This window comes from Microbulbifer zhoushanensis, assembly GCF_021729055.1.
Lineage (GTDB): Bacteria > Pseudomonadota > Gammaproteobacteria > Pseudomonadales > Cellvibrionaceae > Microbulbifer > Microbulbifer zhoushanensis.
This window is the reverse complement of sequence record NZ_JAJSAO010000005.1, coordinates 365176-380941: the sequence shown is the minus strand read 5'-3', so window position 1 is coordinate 380941 and position 15766 is coordinate 365176. Positions and strand designations below refer to the sequence as shown.

General features: G+C 62.1%; 16 protein-coding genes. 6 read left to right on the top strand and 10 right to left on the bottom strand.

From position 1 onward, the window contains the following. Positions 1–63: 63 nt before the first annotated feature. Together scpB and rluB are read left to right on the top strand one after the other, a co-directional pair. Positions 64–1323, top strand: coding sequence for an SMC-Scp complex subunit ScpB (gene scpB / locus LVD10_RS12505; RefSeq protein ID WP_237063844.1), 1260 nt, complete (start codon positions 64–66; stop codon positions 1321–1323). Then, positions 1320–2198 carry a 23S rRNA pseudouridine(2605) synthase RluB gene (gene rluB / locus LVD10_RS12500; RefSeq protein WP_232941544.1) on the top strand — a complete coding sequence of 293 codons (879 nt, stop codon included), beginning with the start codon at positions 1320–1322 and terminating at the stop codon, positions 2196–2198. Before scpB ends, rluB begins: the two co-directional genes overlap by 4 nt. Before the next feature lie 77 nt (positions 2199–2275). On the opposite strand, the gene LVD10_RS12495 is transcribed toward rluB, so the two are convergent. The 3 genes from LVD10_RS12495 to LVD10_RS12485 all read right to left on the bottom strand — a co-directional run bounded on the left by LVD10_RS12495 (position 2276) and on the right by LVD10_RS12485 (position 5156). Beyond that, positions 2276–2986 (bottom strand): SRPBCC family protein, encoded by a 711-nt coding sequence (locus tag LVD10_RS12495; RefSeq protein ID WP_237063842.1) that lies wholly within the window; start codon positions 2984–2986, stop codon positions 2276–2278. A 92-nt stretch (positions 2987–3078) separates the two neighbouring features. Then, complete coding sequence (locus LVD10_RS12490) at positions 3079–4452, bottom strand: ATP-binding protein (RefSeq protein WP_237063840.1); 1374 nt, start codon at positions 4450–4452, stop codon at positions 3079–3081. Continuing rightward, a complete protein-coding gene (locus LVD10_RS12485; protein WP_237063838.1) occupies positions 4452–5156 on the bottom strand; it encodes a response regulator transcription factor in 705 nt (234 codons plus the stop codon). The genes LVD10_RS12490 and LVD10_RS12485 overlap by 1 nt, the downstream gene beginning before the upstream one ends. A gap of 183 nt (positions 5157–5339) precedes the next feature. On the opposite strand from LVD10_RS12485, the gene LVD10_RS12480 reads away from it, so the two are divergent. The 3 genes from LVD10_RS12480 to LVD10_RS12470 all read left to right on the top strand — a co-directional run bounded on the left by LVD10_RS12480 (position 5340) and on the right by LVD10_RS12470 (position 7002). Further along, positions 5340–5816, top strand: coding sequence for a Spy/CpxP family protein refolding chaperone (locus LVD10_RS12480; protein WP_232941548.1), 477 nt, complete (start codon positions 5340–5342; stop codon positions 5814–5816). A gap of 255 nt (positions 5817–6071) precedes the next feature. Next, on the top strand, positions 6072–6623 hold the full coding sequence (locus tag LVD10_RS12475; RefSeq protein WP_232941549.1) for a flavodoxin: 552 nt from the start codon (positions 6072–6074) through the stop codon (positions 6621–6623). 7 nt (positions 6624–6630) lie between these two features. Then, entirely contained in the window at positions 6631–7002 is a 372-nt protein-coding gene (locus LVD10_RS12470) for a hypothetical protein (protein WP_232941550.1), read from the top strand. A 22-nt stretch (positions 7003–7024) separates the two neighbouring features. Here LVD10_RS12470 and LVD10_RS12465 read toward each other — a convergent pair whose 3' ends face one another. From LVD10_RS12465 to LVD10_RS12455, 3 genes are all read right to left on the bottom strand, one after another. Beyond that, on the bottom strand, positions 7025–8977 hold the full coding sequence (locus LVD10_RS12465; protein WP_232941551.1) for an alpha/beta hydrolase family protein: 1953 nt from the start codon (positions 8975–8977) through the stop codon (positions 7025–7027). Between the two features lie 94 nt (positions 8978–9071). After that, positions 9072–10205: a succinyl-diaminopimelate desuccinylase gene (gene dapE / locus LVD10_RS12460; RefSeq protein ID WP_237063836.1), complete on the bottom strand. Its 1134-nt coding sequence runs from the start codon at positions 10203–10205 to the stop codon at positions 9072–9074. Positions 10206–10293: 88 nt separating this feature from the next. After that, positions 10294–11577: an MFS transporter gene (locus LVD10_RS12455; protein WP_369413283.1), complete on the bottom strand. Its 1284-nt coding sequence runs from the start codon at positions 11575–11577 to the stop codon at positions 10294–10296. Between the two features lie 134 nt (positions 11578–11711). Here LVD10_RS12455 and LVD10_RS12450 point away from each other — a divergent pair, with 134 nt between their 5' ends. Beyond that, positions 11712–12308: a winged helix-turn-helix domain-containing protein gene (locus LVD10_RS12450; protein WP_232941553.1), complete on the top strand. Its 597-nt coding sequence runs from the start codon at positions 11712–11714 to the stop codon at positions 12306–12308. 57 nt (positions 12309–12365) lie between these two features. On the opposite strand, the gene dapD is transcribed toward LVD10_RS12450, so the two are convergent. The 4 genes from dapD to dapC form a co-directional block, all read right to left on the bottom strand. Further along, entirely contained in the window at positions 12366–13397 is a 1032-nt protein-coding gene (dapD, locus tag LVD10_RS12445) for a 2,3,4,5-tetrahydropyridine-2,6-dicarboxylate N-succinyltransferase (protein WP_232941554.1), read from the bottom strand. A 14-nt stretch (positions 13398–13411) separates the two neighbouring features. After that, positions 13412–13756 (bottom strand): ArsC family reductase, encoded by a 345-nt coding sequence (locus LVD10_RS12440; protein WP_232941555.1) that lies wholly within the window; start codon positions 13754–13756, stop codon positions 13412–13414. 10 nt (positions 13757–13766) lie between these two features. After that, a complete protein-coding gene (gene nth, locus LVD10_RS12435; protein WP_232941556.1) occupies positions 13767–14435 on the bottom strand; it encodes an endonuclease III in 669 nt (222 codons plus the stop codon). A gap of 99 nt (positions 14436–14534) precedes the next feature. Next, on the bottom strand, positions 14535–15707 hold the full coding sequence (dapC, locus tag LVD10_RS12430) for a succinyldiaminopimelate transaminase (protein WP_232941557.1): 1173 nt from the start codon (positions 15705–15707) through the stop codon (positions 14535–14537). Positions 15708–15766: the final 59 nt, after the last annotated feature.

Sequence of the window (15766 nt, the reverse complement as noted above, 5' to 3'; positions counted from 1 at the left end):
CAGACCCAGACATTGGCAGGCCCGCGCCAGGAGCGCGGGCCGGTTGGACCCAGAGAACGAGAGATGACCATCGCCCCCGAATTGCTGCGCCGTATCGTTGAGGGCGCCCTGCTGGCAGCGGGACAACCGCTGAACGAAGACAAGCTGCTGTCCCTGATTGACGAGGGCGAGCGGCCCGAGAAAAGTGAGTTGCGCCAGGTCCTGCAGGACATTGCCGACAGTGGTGCCGAGCGCGGTTTCGAGCTGCGCCAGGTGGCCAGTGGATGGCGTTTCCAGGTGCCGGAAGACCTGGCCCCATGGGTAAACCGCCTGTGGGAGGAAAAACCGCAGAAATACTCGCGCGCCATTCTCGAGACCCTGGCGATCATCGCCTATCGCCAGCCGATCACCCGCGGCGATATCGAGGAGATCCGCGGTGTGGCGGTAAGCTCCCATATCGTCAAGACACTGACAGAGCGCGGCTGGATCAAGGTGGTGGGGCAGCGCGATGTGCCCGGCAAGCCCTCCCTCTACGCCACCACGCGGGAGTTCCTGGACTACTTTAACCTGCGCAGCCTCGACGACCTGCCCACCCTGGCGGAGATCCGCGATATCGAGAGCCTCAACCAGTCGCTCGACCTGGGTGACGGTACACCCGTCAAACAGGCTGGTGGCGAGCCCGGCGTGGAAGCCGAGTCCGCTGAGGGCGAGGTTGCCGACAGCGCGATCGAGGCTGAAACTGCGGCCGGGGAAGGGACCGCGACAGAAGCCACCGAAGCCGGTGTGGATGCTACCGACCTCGATGGCGTGGATCCCGGGAGGGTGAACGTTGAGGGTGAGGAATCCGTTGAAGCAGATGGCGGGGCCGACAGCGGGAATGCGGCTGATCCCGCAGAGAATGATGCTGAACCCGTTGTGGTCGCCGGGGAAAATCCCGCGGGCACGATCGACGACATTGTCGGTGAGGATGGGCCCGATGTGGATGTGAGGCCGGCCAGCATGGAAGATGCTGCCGCCGGGCATGGGCTGGATGAGAACGATGAGACGGTCGGGGAGACGGTCGGCGTCGACGAGGATGCACCCGCAGTGGCCGGGAGTGACGATACTGTCGATGAAGGCATGCCCGAAAGCGCTGGAACCGGTATCGAAACTGTGGCCGATACTGGAACTGCCGCCGCGGGGGAAACCTCCGGCGGGGCGCCCGGGGCAGATGGCCAGTCCATCGCCGCTTCCCTGCCAGCCAGCGCGCTGTTTGGTGGCACTGTGGATGCCGAGCAAGCGGAAGAAGAGCCCGGTGAGGGCGAATCGCAGGAAACTGCGCAACCGGAAAATACGAATACATGAGTGAAGGTACCGCGCCTGCGGGCGAAAAACTGCAGAAAGTCCTGGCACGCGCCGGACAGGGATCGCGGCGCGAGATGGAGCGAGCCATCGAGGCCGGCCGCGTCACAGTCAACGGGCAGGTGGCGAAGCTTGGCGAGCGGGTTAGCGATGAGGACCGGATTGAACTCGATGGTAAGCGTGTGGGACTCCAGGAGGAGGAGCGGTGCCGGGTAATCCTCTACAACAAACCGGTAGGGGAAATCTGCTCACGGCATGACCCGGAGGGGCGACCTACCGTCTACGATCGACTGCCGCGCCTGCGTTCCGGGCGCTGGATTTCCGTTGGTCGCCTGGATTTCAATACCAGCGGCCTGTTGTTGTTTACCAACAGCGGCGAGCTGGCACATCGGTTGATGCACCCCTCGTCGGTGATCGACCGGGAGTACCTGGTGCGCATCCAGGGTCATGTGGACGATGAAATGAAAGAGCGCCTGCGCACCGGCGTATTGCTGGATGATGGTGTGGCCCGCTTTACCGATATCGTGGAGAGCGGCGGTGAGGGGAATAATCGCTGGTTTTACTGCGTGGTGATGGAGGGGCGCAACCGTGAGGTGCGGCGCCTGTGGGAGTCCCAGGGCGTGCGGGTAAGCCGTCTCAAGCGAGTCCGCTATGGCAATGTATTTATTCCGTCCCAGGTGCGTGTTGGCCAGTGGATCGAGATGGAGCCGGCGGATATCGATGATCTCTGTGTTACTGCGGGATTACCCAAGCTGGGCCAGCGCCCGTTGACCCAGGCGGAAAAGCAGAGCCTGCAGCGACAGCGCCGCAAGCTGCGCAAGCCGCCGGCACAACGGCGCCAGCCGGGCAGGGCCGCGAAGCCCGGGAGCAAGGACTGAACTGTTTGCCCGGTTACCCTTGACGTAATAAAAAAGCCCACATGTGTGGGCTTTTTTTCTGCCCTGGCATTCCTGCCTCAGCGACCGTGGCGGTTTTCCTCCACTGCCTCCTCACTCTCTTCCTGGATAATTTCCGTCTCCATATCCCCGTCCATATCGCCCGGGTCGACTTCCATGCCGGAGTCGGGCCCGGACTCGGGCGTGAGGGCCTCGTCCGAACCGCTGTCGACCTCCGCCTCGCTCCCGGCTGCGGCCTCCGGGGTATCGGCAGATGACTCGATATAGTTTTTGAGCTTGTTGAGGCCGCGCTCGTAGGATTCGCCCACCATATTCTTCACGACCAGGCCCATCCAGCGGGCAATGGGGCCGCTGCCCATATCACTGTTGAAGTTCCAGGTCACGTTGGTACCACTGCCCTGTGGTTCCAGCTGCAATTCGGCCATGGCGGTACCCTGGGCGCCGAAGTCCAGGTGGGTGCGCACCATGGAGTTGGTCTGGCTGTCGATAATGGTCTGGCTGCCGCGGCCCACATTGGGGTTTTCGCTGCTCCAGGACATCTTGTTGCCGACGCCCTCAGCGGGGCCGCTGTAGATGTAGTCGGTGGTCGGGTCGATGGAATACCACGGCGACCAGTTATTGAAGTTGCGCAGGTTATTCAGCGTCGGGAATATCGCTGCCGGTGGCTTGTTGATATAGACACTGCGTTCGACGGTGACTTCACGGGGGAACAGGAAGCCGGCCAGGACCAGCAACACGAGCAGTCCAATGATGTAGAGAATCCAGCGCATAGCGGGGCCTTTTTCAATTATCGGTTTTCTTCGCGGAGTTTAGCGCCTCGCCGGCCACAGGCCAACGTGTACACGACCGCCGCGTGAACTGGCTACATATCGAACGCGACCAGCGGCAGCATCACTTCCACGCAAAGCCCGCCGCCAGCGGCATTACTGGCGGAGATTTTTCCGCCGTGTTGCTGGATGGTGCGCTGGGCAATCGCAAGGCCCAGGCCGACGCCACCGCTTTCGCGGGTGCGGGCGGTATCGGTGCGGTAGAAGGGCCGGAAAATGGCCGTGAGTTCTTCTTCCGGGACGCCCCTGCCACTGTCCTGCACGCGGATACGGCAGGTCTCGCCGGTGACCTGCACTGTGGCGATTACGCGACTGTCCCGGGGGCTGTACTTGATTCCATTGCGGAGGATATTCTCCAGCGCTGCGGTCAGGCTGCTGCCCCGGGTGGCCACGAGCAGCTCGCCCCCGGAGGGGGTGAGCTCGATGGCAATGCCTTTCTGTTCTGCCTCGTGGCGCAGGTCCTCTTTGAGTGCACTGAGCAGGCCGTTGATCTCCACCACATCGTCCAGCTTGCGCTCTTCGCCACCTGCCACCGGCAGCGAGAGAATATCGGCGATGATTTCCTCCAGGTAATCCGCTGCCTTGCCGATCTTCTCGAGCTCCGGGTCCAGGCCGCGGGTATCCTTCTGCCGGGCGATACCCAGCGCGACCTGCAGGCGCGCCAGCGGCGAGCGTAGCTCGTGGGAGACATCCTTGATCAGCCTGCGCTGCTCGGCCATTGATTCCTGTACCTGGGCGGTCATGGAATCAAAGTCCCGCGCCAGGTCCGCCAGTTCGTCGCCGCGTTTTTCCAGGGCGGGGGATACCCGGTAGTCCAGTTCACCGGCGGCGACCCGCCTGGTGGCGGTGCGCAACTTGTCCAGGGGACGGCTCAGGTACCGCGCCAGCCAGTAGCAGACGGCACCGGAGGCGAGCATCGACAGCAGCAGGATGGGCCAGAAGTTGCGCCACAGGAACAGTAACAGGAGTTCCTGCTTGCTCTTGCCGGCGATAAACGCCACGCGCAGGCCACCGCGCTCGCGCAGGGGAATAAAGAACCCCACCGTGGGTTTGTTGTCCACCATCATGCGCAGCTCGCGGTTGCGAAAGTGCAGGTTCTGGAACAGTGGCGCCATATCGGACGGGATCGGGCGCCCGAGGATCTCGGTTCCACCAGGGCCCAGGGCGAATACGCGGTCGCGAAACTCGGGGGGCTGGCGTTCCAGCCAGTGACGGAAGTGCATCGGGCCGTGGCGGCGTGCCCGGCGCATGTTGCGCGTCAGTTCACCCACCATGGCGGAGACTTCCCAGCGGTCTTTCTGCCGGGGGTCGCCAAACTCGCCCATGTGGGTGACGTAGATGGTGGTAACCACCATCACCATGGCAGTCAGCCAGGCGCCGAAAAACATTTTCCAGAACAGGCTGCGCATCAGGCTTCCGCGCTTTCGGTAAGCATGTACCCGGCCCCGCGGATATTGATGATCAGGTCGCGACTGGCGCCGTGCTCCGCCAGCTTCTTGCGGATATTGCTCACGTGGACATCGATGGAGCGATCATAGGGCATCAGCTTGCGGCCCAGTGCACTCTCGGTCAGCGTCTCCTTGCTGACCACTTCCCCGGCACGTTGGACCAGGACTTTCAGCACTGAGAACTCGGCTCCGGTGAGGGACAGGGCGCTCCCGTGCCAGAAGGCCTGGTGCTGTGATGGGCGCAGGCTGAGGGGGCCACTACTCAACTGGTCCTCGTCCGCCGGGCGCTCGGCGCGGCCGCGGCGGAGCACGGCGCGCAGCCGTGCCGCCAGCTCGCGCGGGTTGCAGGGCTTGGGCAGGTAGTCGTCCGCGCCCATTTCGAGACCGACGATACGGTCGACGGTATCTCCCTTGGCGGTAAGCATGAGCACTGGCAGGGACCCCGCTGCACCGCCTTCCTCGCGAAGTTTGCGCAGCAGTTCGAAACCGTTGTGCACCGGCAACATGACGTCCAGGACCAGTGCATCGAAGCCTTCGCCGCGGGCCAGCTCCAGCCCGCGACCGCCATCGTTGGCTACGGTTACCGCAAAGCCCTCGCCGGAGAGGTACTCGTCTAGCAGGTCGGTCAGTTCTCGGTCGTCGTCGACCAGCAGGATTCGGTTCATATCGGATTCCATGATCTCAGTGCGGTCATTATATTCATAGCCCGCCCCCGTGGACTGCCGCAGCCGGGGCGTTTTACCGTTCTTAACAGTTGTTTACCCCCCTTTGCCCCCATTTACCCCGTGCGGGCCTACTATGCACCTACCGACACAGAACAACTCACACCAGATTGAGAGGAATCAGTTATGCAGCGGAGCAACTGGAAGAAGTTCGCAGGTAGCCTGGTCCTGGCCTCGGCCGTCGCTGTTCCCGGCATTACGCTGGCGGGTGACCACGGAAATCACCATGGCAAGGGGCATCACCACCAGGAGATGTTTGACCGCATGGCTGACAAGCTGGAGCTTACCGAGGGCCAGAGGGCGCAGCTGGAGGCCAATCGTGAGGCCGGTCGGGAGAAGCGGCGCGAACTCCGCAAGGAGATGCACGAGCTGCGCAGCCAGGTTCGTGAGGCCCTGGATTCGGGGGCAGACCAGGCGACCCTGGACAGCCTGGCGGCAAAACTGGGTGCACTCGAGATCAAGAAGATGCAACAGCGGCACGAGCGCCACGAGCAGTTCCAGGCAATCCTCACTGACGAGCAGAAGGCCAAGCTCGAGCAAATGCATAGTGAGCGCAAGGAGCGCTGGAAGGAGCGTCGCAAGCAGCGCACCGACAGCGAGTAAAGCGCTATCCAATCAGTCAAGTAACCGTCCTGTGCGAAGTGCCGGGCGCGCCCCAACTGCCCGGCCGACGCGCCATCCTTGCCCCCGCCATGCGGGGGTTTTTTATGCCTGGCGGTACGGCCAGGTGACTGTCGGCAGCCGCGCTTGCTGTAGGCAGGTATTGTTGGGAAAATACCGCGCCTCGCCAGGCGGTGCAGCCTGACCATCTGGTCATGGGTGTTCGCATGCGGTGAAAGTCTGTTGATAGGAGTGTTTGTGAGCAAGATCGGCTTGTTTTTTGGCAGTGATGAGGGCAACACCGAGGGTGTGGCCGAGCGTATCCGCGCCCGCCTGGGCGAGGAGCGTGTGGAAGTGCATGATATTGCCGATGTCACGCAGCTTGAAATCGCCGGGTACGAGCAGCTCATTTTCGGTATCCCCACGTGGGACTTCGGCCAGATCCAGTCCGATTGGGAGGAGTTCTGGGAAGATGTCCAGGAGATCGACTTCACCGGTAAGACCGTGGCGCTATTCGGGCTGGGCGACCAGTTTGGCTACGGTGACTATTTCCTCGATGCCATGGGGATGCTGCACGATGTGATCGTTGCCAACGGCGCTGCAATTGTGGGGCACTGGTCGACAGAGGGATACGAATTCGAGGCCTCAAAGGCCGAGATTGAGGGTGAGGGCCGCTTTGTCGGGCTGGGCATCGATGAGGACCAGCAGGAAGAGCTGACCGCGGGCCGCCTGAACCAGTGGTGCCGCCAGATCGCACGGGAATTTGGCCTGCCGGGTGGCGCGGACAGCGTTGCCGCGCTGGATGACTGAGCCCGCCATGCAGACGACACTACCCTTTGACGAGTTCTGGGCATGGCTGGCCGACCACCCCAACTGTATCCTGCGGGCCGGTACCGCCGACTCGGTGGTTTACGATGACGACGATTACCACTGGCGGTTCAGTCGCGAGGATGCGCGCACGTTGCTGGTCCAGGTGGTGCGGGGCAAGCGCCTGGTGGCTGAACTGTTTATCGAGCCGGAGCATGTGAACACCGTGCAGGTGAGTCCTGGCGAAAAGGGCGAATTCAATTTTGACTTGCTGGTAGAGGTGCAGGGGCAGCCACAGGTGGCCTATTACTTTGTCATGACCCACGGCCTGGAAGAGCCGCAGCAACATGTACCCGGTGGTTCGCGCGGACGCCTCCACTGAGGCGCCCGCACCCGGTGCGTAACTAGTCCCTTGCCTTCCGGTTCTTCTCGGTGGCGCCCACACCGATGTGCTGGTCGAGGAATGCCAGCAGCTGGCGATACAGTTTCAGGTTGTTCTCTTCGCTGTAAAAGCCGTGTCCCTCATCCGGTACGATCAGGCTTTCCACCTGCCGTCCTTCCTCCTCCAGCCGCTCCAGCAGGGCTTCGGCGTGCTCGACCGGCGCGCGCTCGTCCTGGCCGCCATGGGCAATAAACAGTGGCAGGTCCAGCTCTGCGGTGTTGTGCAGCGGTGAATGGGCCCGCAGGAATGCCTCGTCCTCGCCGAGCTCCTCGGCAAGGTAGGCGATGCCACGGTCCCGCCGCTGTATATCTCCCCGGTCGAACATCATCGCCAGGTCGTAAACGCCCACATAACCTGCTGCGCACTGGTAGAGATCGGGGTAGCGAATGGGGTTCATCATCGCGGAGTAGCCACCAAAGCTGGCGCCAAAGATGCAGATCCGGTCGCCGTCGGCGTAACCCTGTTTCACCGCCCAGCGGGCGGCGTCGGCAATATCCTGCTGGATGTCTTCGCCCCATTCGCGCCGGCCTGCATCAAAGAACGCATCGCCGTAACCTGTGGAGCCGCGGAAGTTGACCTGCAATACCAGGTAGCCATTCTGTGACAGGATCTGCGCCTCGCGATCGTAGCGCCAGTAGTCGCGGGCGTGGGGGCCGCCGTGGGGCATCACCACCATCGGCAGGTTCTCCCCGCGGTCCCGGGGGAAAGTCAGGTAGACGCCGATACGCAGGCCATCCTCGGTGGTAAAGGAGTCCGCCTGCATCGGGTTCAACTGGTCTGGCTGCAGCCATTCGGCCGAAGGCAGTAGGAAGTCCGCCTTCCTGGATTCCAGGTTTACCAGGAAGTAATCGCCGGGCAGCCGGTCACCGGACACACGGAGCACGCCCCTGGTGCCGTCTTCGCTGAAGCTGGTGAAGTCGATTCGGTATCCGGCAAAGGCTTTCTTGAGGCCACGGAAGAATGCCGCGAAGCCACCGTTCTCATCGAAGAACTCTGCCTTTGGTTTGCCCGGGTCGAGGTAGATACCCACGGGCCGGCCCGAGCTCGGCTCGTGGATCACCTCGGTGATATCGGTGAATTCGTGACTGTACACCGGGGTGACTTCACCGGTTTCCATCTGCAGCCGCACCAGCTGCTCGGTCTTGCCCGCCCGGTTGATAACCAGGTAGGCAGCGTTTGCCTCGTGATCGAACCCTACCGGTGTGCCGGTTTCCAGCAGCGGGTTCCCGACTTGTTCCCAGCCAACCTCTTTCTTGCGGTACAGCTGGTAATCGCCCGAACGGTTGGTGCCATTGGCAAACAATAATTCGCCGCGGCCATCGGTGAAGGCGCGCCCGCCTACCTGCGGGAGGCCTACAACGCGGTCCTTCACCCCGGAATATATATTGATACGCAGGACTTCGCCGTGGGTCTCCCAGTCCCGGGCCCAGGGGTAGGTGGAAACCAGGATTTCCCTGTCGTCATCGGGCAGGGTATCGATCAGGGTTGCGCGTGCCCGGGTGCTTTCTGCCCGCTTTATACGGGAGCCGGCCTGGTTCTCGCCGGCTGCCCAGCCAAAGATATTCTTGCCCCGGGAGCCATCGTAGTTGATTGCATAGAGGGAGCCATAGCTGACAGGCGCCTCCAGGGCGGCCCGCCGGGAAATTACCTCGGCGACCACGCGCTCATCGTTGGCCCAGTAAAAGTCGCCGACCTCTTCCTTGCCGCGAAAGCGCAGGGCGCCGGTCACCTCGAGAGGGGAGAGTGACATAAAAACCAGCACCCGCTCGCCCTCATGCAATTTCTGCACTGCGATATGGCTGCCATCAGGGGAGAGTTTTACCTGCTGGATCTCGGCGTGTTTTACCAGGTCACCAAGGGGCACCCGGGATGCAGCCCAGGTTGGCAGTGACAAAAACAACAGAAAAACCAGCATCAACCGGCGTCCTTGCATAATGGGCTTCCTATTCAGGTATCGGATCCATTATGCAACAGGCCCCGGGCCGGACAAGCCGGCCGGGTGAACTGTGTCACAGCATCAGATTACACAGTATTTCACGGTACATATCCTTAAGGCGATCCAGGTCCTCTGCGCGTACACATTCATCCACCTTGTGAATAGTGGCGTTGACCGGTCCCAGTTCCACCACCTGCGCGCCGGTCGGTGCGATAAAGCGACCGTCCGAGGTGCCGCCGGCGGTGGACAGTTGTGTCTTTTCGCCGGAGACAGACTCGATCGCCGACTGGGCCGCTTCCACCAGCGGGCCGGCAGCAGTCAGGAAAGGTTGGCCGGAGAGCTTGAAGTTGGCCTCGTACCTGAGGCCATGTGAATCGAGAATCGCGCGGGCGCGCTGTTGCAGCTGCTCTGACGTGGTCTCGGTGGAGAAGCGCCAGTTACAGATGACTTTGACTTCGCCGGGGATCACGTTGGTGGCACCGGTACCGCCGTTGATATTGGATACCTGGAAACTGGTGGCCGGAAAAAACTCATTGCCGTTGTCCCACTTTTCCGCAGCCAGCTCCGCCAGTGCCGGGGCCAGCATGTGCACGGGGTTTGCCGCCAGGTGAGGGTAGGCCACATGGCCCTGGGTCCCGAAGACAGTGAGTTCGAGTCCCAGGGAGCCGCGGCGCCCGTTCTTGATCACGTCGCCGACCCGATCGGTGCTGGAGGGCTCCCCCACCAGGCAGCAGTCAATTTTCTCTCCCTGTTCCTGCAGCCACTCGACTACCTTGACGGTACCGTCGGTGGCCGGCCCTTCCTCGTCGCTGGTGATCAGGAAGGCGATGCGTCCATTGTGGTCGGGGTGCGCGGCGATGAACTCTTCGCAGGCGATGACCATTGCCGCCAGCGAGCCTTTCATGTCCGCGGCGCCGCGGCCATAGAGGTAGCCATTTTCAATGACCGGTTCGAACGGAGGGTGTTTCCAATTGTCCTCGGGGCCGGTGGGTACCACGTCGGTGTGGCCGGCGAAAGCAAATAGCGGTCCCGCGCCGCCGCCGTTGCGCACAGCCCAGAAATTGTCGGTGTCGCCACGGCGGAGGTACGTGGTTGTGAAGCCGATTTTTTCCAGGCGTTCAAGCATCAGCGGCATGCAGCCGGCATCGTCGGGGGTGACGGAACGAAGGCGGATCAGGTCGCTGGCAAGTTTCAGGGTCGGTGTCATGATTCTTCCATAGTGTCTGACGGGGGGCCGGGGCACGAGACTGCCCGCTGGCACCCTAGCTATTTCTCATGCTGTCAGCAAGCTGTTGTTAGCCCGGCCCCGGGGACTCGACGGAAATCCCGGCCGGGTCTTCGGGTAGCGTGGCTGTTGTCTCTATTTCCATAATCGCCCGGACCATTGTGGCGGCGCCTGCGGCGACCAGGCAGGTGACGCCACCGGCCAGGTACCAGAAGCGGACACCCATTACCTCTGCCACAGGTGCTGCCAGCGCGAGTCCAAGGGGGGTCATTGCACCTGCCACGCTTGCCACCAGCGTAAAGATGCGGCCCTGGTAATCGGGCGGAACCGTGGCCTGGAGAATCGCGTGAATGGATCCGTTGACTAAAGACGTGCCTGTGCCAACCAGCAGCATGGAGACCAGGGCCACAGAAAATATCTCGGCGGGCGCCAGGCCCAGGCTGATCACCGCTATTCCCATCGCGGCGAGCCCGAAAAGTGCGGTAACGATGCGCCGCTCGAATCCACCCCAGATTCCCAGCAGCACGCCCCCGGCGATAGAACCGGCGCCGAAAATCATTTCAAGCCAGCCGAGTTGCAGTGCTGTGCCCTGCAATTCAGAGATGACAAAAAGCGGCAGCAGCACGAACGCGGGCACAGCGACAAGGTTAACGCCGGCGGCCCCGCACAGCAGGTAAAGCTGGCCGCGATGTTTCCCCAGGTACCGGAAGCCCAGGGCCATGTCCCCCAGGAATGAACTGTCTGTGCTCTGGCTCGTAGCCGGCTGTGGAACCCGGATGAAAACGAGGGGCGTGATGGCGACCAGTGCTGTAATGACATCAACCAGCAGGATACTGCTCATTGGCAGGGCCGCCACCAACAGGGCGCCCAGGGGGGCCGAGAGCAGGGGCGCGCCACCCTGCAGGGCCTGGTTGAGGCCCTGGATTCGGCTGAGAAGGGATGCAGGCACCATCAGGGTCGTCGAGCTTGTCATCGCTGCGGAGTGAAAACTGGCCCCGATAGCCCGGAGGCCCAGTGCCACCATGAGGTGGGAGACCCCGATGGCGTCGGTGAAATACAGGTAAGCCAGCCAAGCGGAGACCAGTGCGACGGCGCCGTCGGCGACCAGCATGATGTACTTTCGGTTCCAGCGGTCCACGAAGGTCCCTATGAGAGGGCCGAGCAGGACCTGGGGGAGAAGACCGACAACTGCTGCGGTAGCCAGTGTGGCTGCTGAGCCCGTTTCTGCTGTAAGCCACCAGATCAGGGCAAACTGCACCGCCTGGCTGCCGAGCAATGACAGGGCCTGGCAGCTCCAGAGGAGCCAGAATGGTTTTGCGGGGGGTGTCCTTTTACTCAGGTTGGCGTCTGTCACGGTAACATCCTCTGTTTTATTCAGTTATGCTTGATTATTAAGCAGGCGGTGATTATTCATGTTTTACTGAATAATAGCAACAGTTTGAATGTGTGTTAGTATCCGCCGGACATGGGTAATGGGGAGAGAAATCTGTGAGTGAGAGTGGCGGCTATATCCTGAACGACCTGGAGCAGGTGCGATTATTGGCGCATCCCCTGCGCAGCCGCATCCTGATGGTCTTCTGTGGTGGCGAGTTCACCACCAAGCAAGTGGCAGAAAACCTGGGAGAGAGACCCACAAAACTCTACCACCATGTGGAGATGCTGGAGAGGGCCGGGCTGATCCGCAAGACCCGCAACCAGCAGAATCGCGGCACCGTCGAGCAGTACTACGAGGCTATCGCCAAATCCTTCCAGGTTGATCCGCAGTTATTCTCCGGGGAGGCCGCCGGTGGGGATGTACCGGGGGTATTGCTGGAAATGTTCGCGGGAACCGGTAGGGAGATGGCTGAGCTGTTTCCGAGCGTGGCGGCGGTCGATGCAGAAGATGAGGCGGTTCTCGGCCATCTGGCTGTTAACGCCGAACAGGAGCATATCGACGAGCTGCGCCGGCGGATTGATGCGGTTTTCGACTACATAAAGTGGCTGGGCGAACATGCCGAGGGGGAGGGGGAAGAGCCGAACCGCTGTTTCCGGCTGGCCCTTGCATTTTATCCCCTGGATAAATCAAGCAGTGAACAGGGGCAGTAGCTGTCCCTGAGGGCAGCCCGGGGAGCGACTGCCTGCAGTGCTCGCCGGGCACCGGTGTCAGTTGCTGTGCAGCGCCTCATTGAGCTCTACTGCGCTCTTGTTGGTCAGGCACTCCACCGCGCCGTTGGTGGAATTGCGGCGGAACAGCAGGTCTGTTTTGCCGGCAAGGTCACGGGCCTTGACGTGCTCAACCAGCTTGCCAGTGTCGTCCAGCAGGGCCACCTTGGTGCCGGCGGTGAGATAGAGTCCTGCCTCCACGGTACAGCGGTCGCCCAGGGGGATACCGATACCGGCATTGGCGCCCAGCAGGCAGTTCTTGCCCACAGAAATCACGATGTTGCCGCCACCAGACAGAGTGCCCATGGTGGAGCAGCCACCGCCGAGGTCAGAACCGGCACCGACGAAGACGCCTGCAGAGATGCGACCCTCGATCATGCCGGGGCCTTCGGTGCCGGCGTTAAAGTTGACGAAGCCCTCATGCATGATGGTGGTTCCCTCCCCCAGGTAGGCGCCCAGGCGCACACGGGCGGTGTGGGCAATGCGCACGCCGCCGGGGACCACGTAGTTGGTCATCTTCGGGAATTTGTCCACACAATCCACGTCCAGCAGCTCGCCCTTGAGGCGCGCTTCCAGCTGGCGCTGGGGCAGCTCTTCCAGGTCGATGGCGCCCTGGTTGGTCCAGGCGACATTGACGAGCTTGCCGAAAATACCATCGAGTTTTGTCTCATGGGGCTTCACCAGGCGGTGGGACAGCAGGTGCAGCTTGAGGTAGGCCTCGGGCACCGACTCCGGCGCGGTGTCGTCCTGCAGGAACACCGCCACCAGTGGCCGCTGGGTGCTGGCAAACTGGCGCAGCACTTCCGCCTGATCTCCGGCGCCGGCCGCTTCCATTCGTTCCGCCAGGGGCTCCAGCTGGGCCGGGTCCAGGGCAGCACTCTGGTTACCGCTGTCTATACCGAGGGTTTCCCTGACAGCCGTTGCCACTGCCGCGTCGGGTTTGAGCATGGGCCGGGGGTAAAAAACCTCGAGCCACTCGCCTTTGCGGTTACAGGTGCCGACGCCGAATCCGATGCTGTATGTATCGCTCATGGGTGAATGCTTCCTTAATTGACCAGTTCTTTGAATGCCGCTTCCCTGAAACCGAAGAGGACGCCCTGGCCGGATACGGTGACCGGCCGCTTGATCAGGGTGGGGGCTTCCCGCGCGGCAGTGAGGGCCGATGGGTTGTCCATGGTCTCCTTCTGCGTATCTTCGAGTGCGCGCCAGCTGGTGGAGCGGCGGTTCAGCACCTGCTCCCAGCCATAGTCTTCCAGCCACTGTTGCAGCGGCACGTTGTCCATACCGTCCTCGCGGAAATCGTGGAAACGGTATTCGACCCCGTTGGTTTCAAGCCATTTGCGGGCTTTTTTCACGGTGTCGCAGTTTTTGATGCCGTAGAGAGTAATCATTCGAATACCACTATGCCTTCTTGGTTTTCTTGGGGTTCTTGCGTGCCGGGTAGCAGGTGGTGCAGATTTCACACACGGTGCCGTCACAGCCCCGCGCGGAGCAATATTCCCGGCCGTAGAAAATGATCTGCAGGTGCAGGCGGTTCCACCGGTCCCGGGGGAACAGGCGCTTAAGGTCCTTCTCGGTCTGCGCCACATTCTTGCCGCTGGTAAGCCCCCAGCGCTGTGCCAGCCGGTGGATATGGGTATCCACCGGGAAAGCCGGGTGGCCGAACGCCTGGGCCATCACCACGCTGGCGGTTTTATGGCCCACGCCGGGCAGGGTTTCCAGTGCGGCCATGTTCTCGGGCACCTTGCCGTGGTACTCGTTAACCAGGATCTGGGACAGCTTGCTGATCGCCCTGGCCTTTTGTGGTGACAGGCCGCAGGGACGGATTACCTGCTGGATTTTTTCCACTGGTACCCGGGCCATATCCGCAGCGTTGTCGGCCAGCTGCCACAGGGATGGTGTGACCTGGTTGACGCGCTCATCGGTACACTGGGCCGAGAGCAGCACCGCCACCAGTAAAGTGTACGGATCCCTGTGGTCGAGCGGGACCGGGGTTTCCGGGTAGAGCTCCTCGAGCTTGTCCAGGATAAAGTCGACCCGTTCCTGCTTGAGTAAGTTTTTTACTGCCATGAAGTTCTGTCTTCTGCCTGTAAACGGCGCCGGGCCGTCTACTGGTTTTTATGCACCGATGAGGGGCCGATGGCCCCGGCTGCCCGGAGCTGTCCGGGATCAGCCGCAGAATGCGCGAATACGCCGGGCGGCCTCTATGCACTCTTCCAGTGTCGCTACCAGGGCCATGCGTACATATTCCCGGCCCGGGTTGCTACCACCGGACTCGCGCGCCAGGAAGCTGCCCGGTAACACGGTGATGTTCTGCTGCCGGAACAGTTCCCGGGCAAATCCTTCGCCGTCGCCGACGCGGGGCCAGAGGTAGAAGCCTGCCTCGGGTGCTGAAACATCGAGGCAGCCGTCCAGGGTTTCAAGTACTGCGGCGAACTTTTCCCGATATAGCGCCCGGTTTTCCTTCACGTGGGTCTCATCGCGCCAGGCGGCGATGGAGGCGTGCTGGTGCGGCAGTGGCATGGCGCAGCCATGGTAGGTGCGGTAGAGCAGGAATTTTTCCAGTACCTGCGCGTCGCCGGCAACAAACCCCGAGCGCAGGCCCGGGAGGTTGGAGCGCTTCGAGAGGCTGTGAAAGACCACGCAGCGACTGAAGTCATTCCGGCCCATGGCGCGGCAGGCCTGCAGCAGCCCGGGAGGCGGGGCGTCCTCATCGAAATACAGTTCCGAGTAGCACTCGTCGGACGCAATGATGAAATCGTGGCGATCGGCGAGGTCAATCAACTGTCGCAGCGCATCCTCGTCCAGTAGCGCCCCGGTCGGGTTTCCCGGCGTACACAGGTAGAGCAGGTCGCAGTCCCGCCAAACCCCTGCCGGCACTGCGCCGAAGTCGGGACGAAAGCCGGTCTGCGCGGTGCAATTCAGGAAGAAGGGCGAAGCCCCTGCCAGCAGGGCCGCGCCCTCGTAGATCTGGTAGAAAGGGTTGGGCATCAGAACCCTGCTGCCCGGTGAAGCGACAGCCTGGGCAAAGGCGAACAGCGCCTCGCGGGTGCCATTGACCGGTAAAACCTGCGTATCGGGGCAGACATGCTCCAGCCCGAACCGCGCGCGGAGCCAGTCGCCGATGGCGCCACGCAGGTCGTCGAGCCCCTTGGTTGCCGGGTAGGCGGAGAGCTGGTCCAGGTGCGCCACCAGTGTCTCGCGGACAAAATCAGGTGCGGGGTGCTTGGGTTCACCGATCGACAGCGCAATGTGCGGCTGGTCGGCCGGGACCAGGCCGGCTTTCAGCTTCGCCAGCTTGGCAAAGGGGTAGGGTTGTAGCTTTTCCAGGTTAGGGTTCATCAGTCTTTCTTTTTTGTGGCGGCGCATTGCGGTGCGTCGCTTTCGTCTCCGGCAATCTA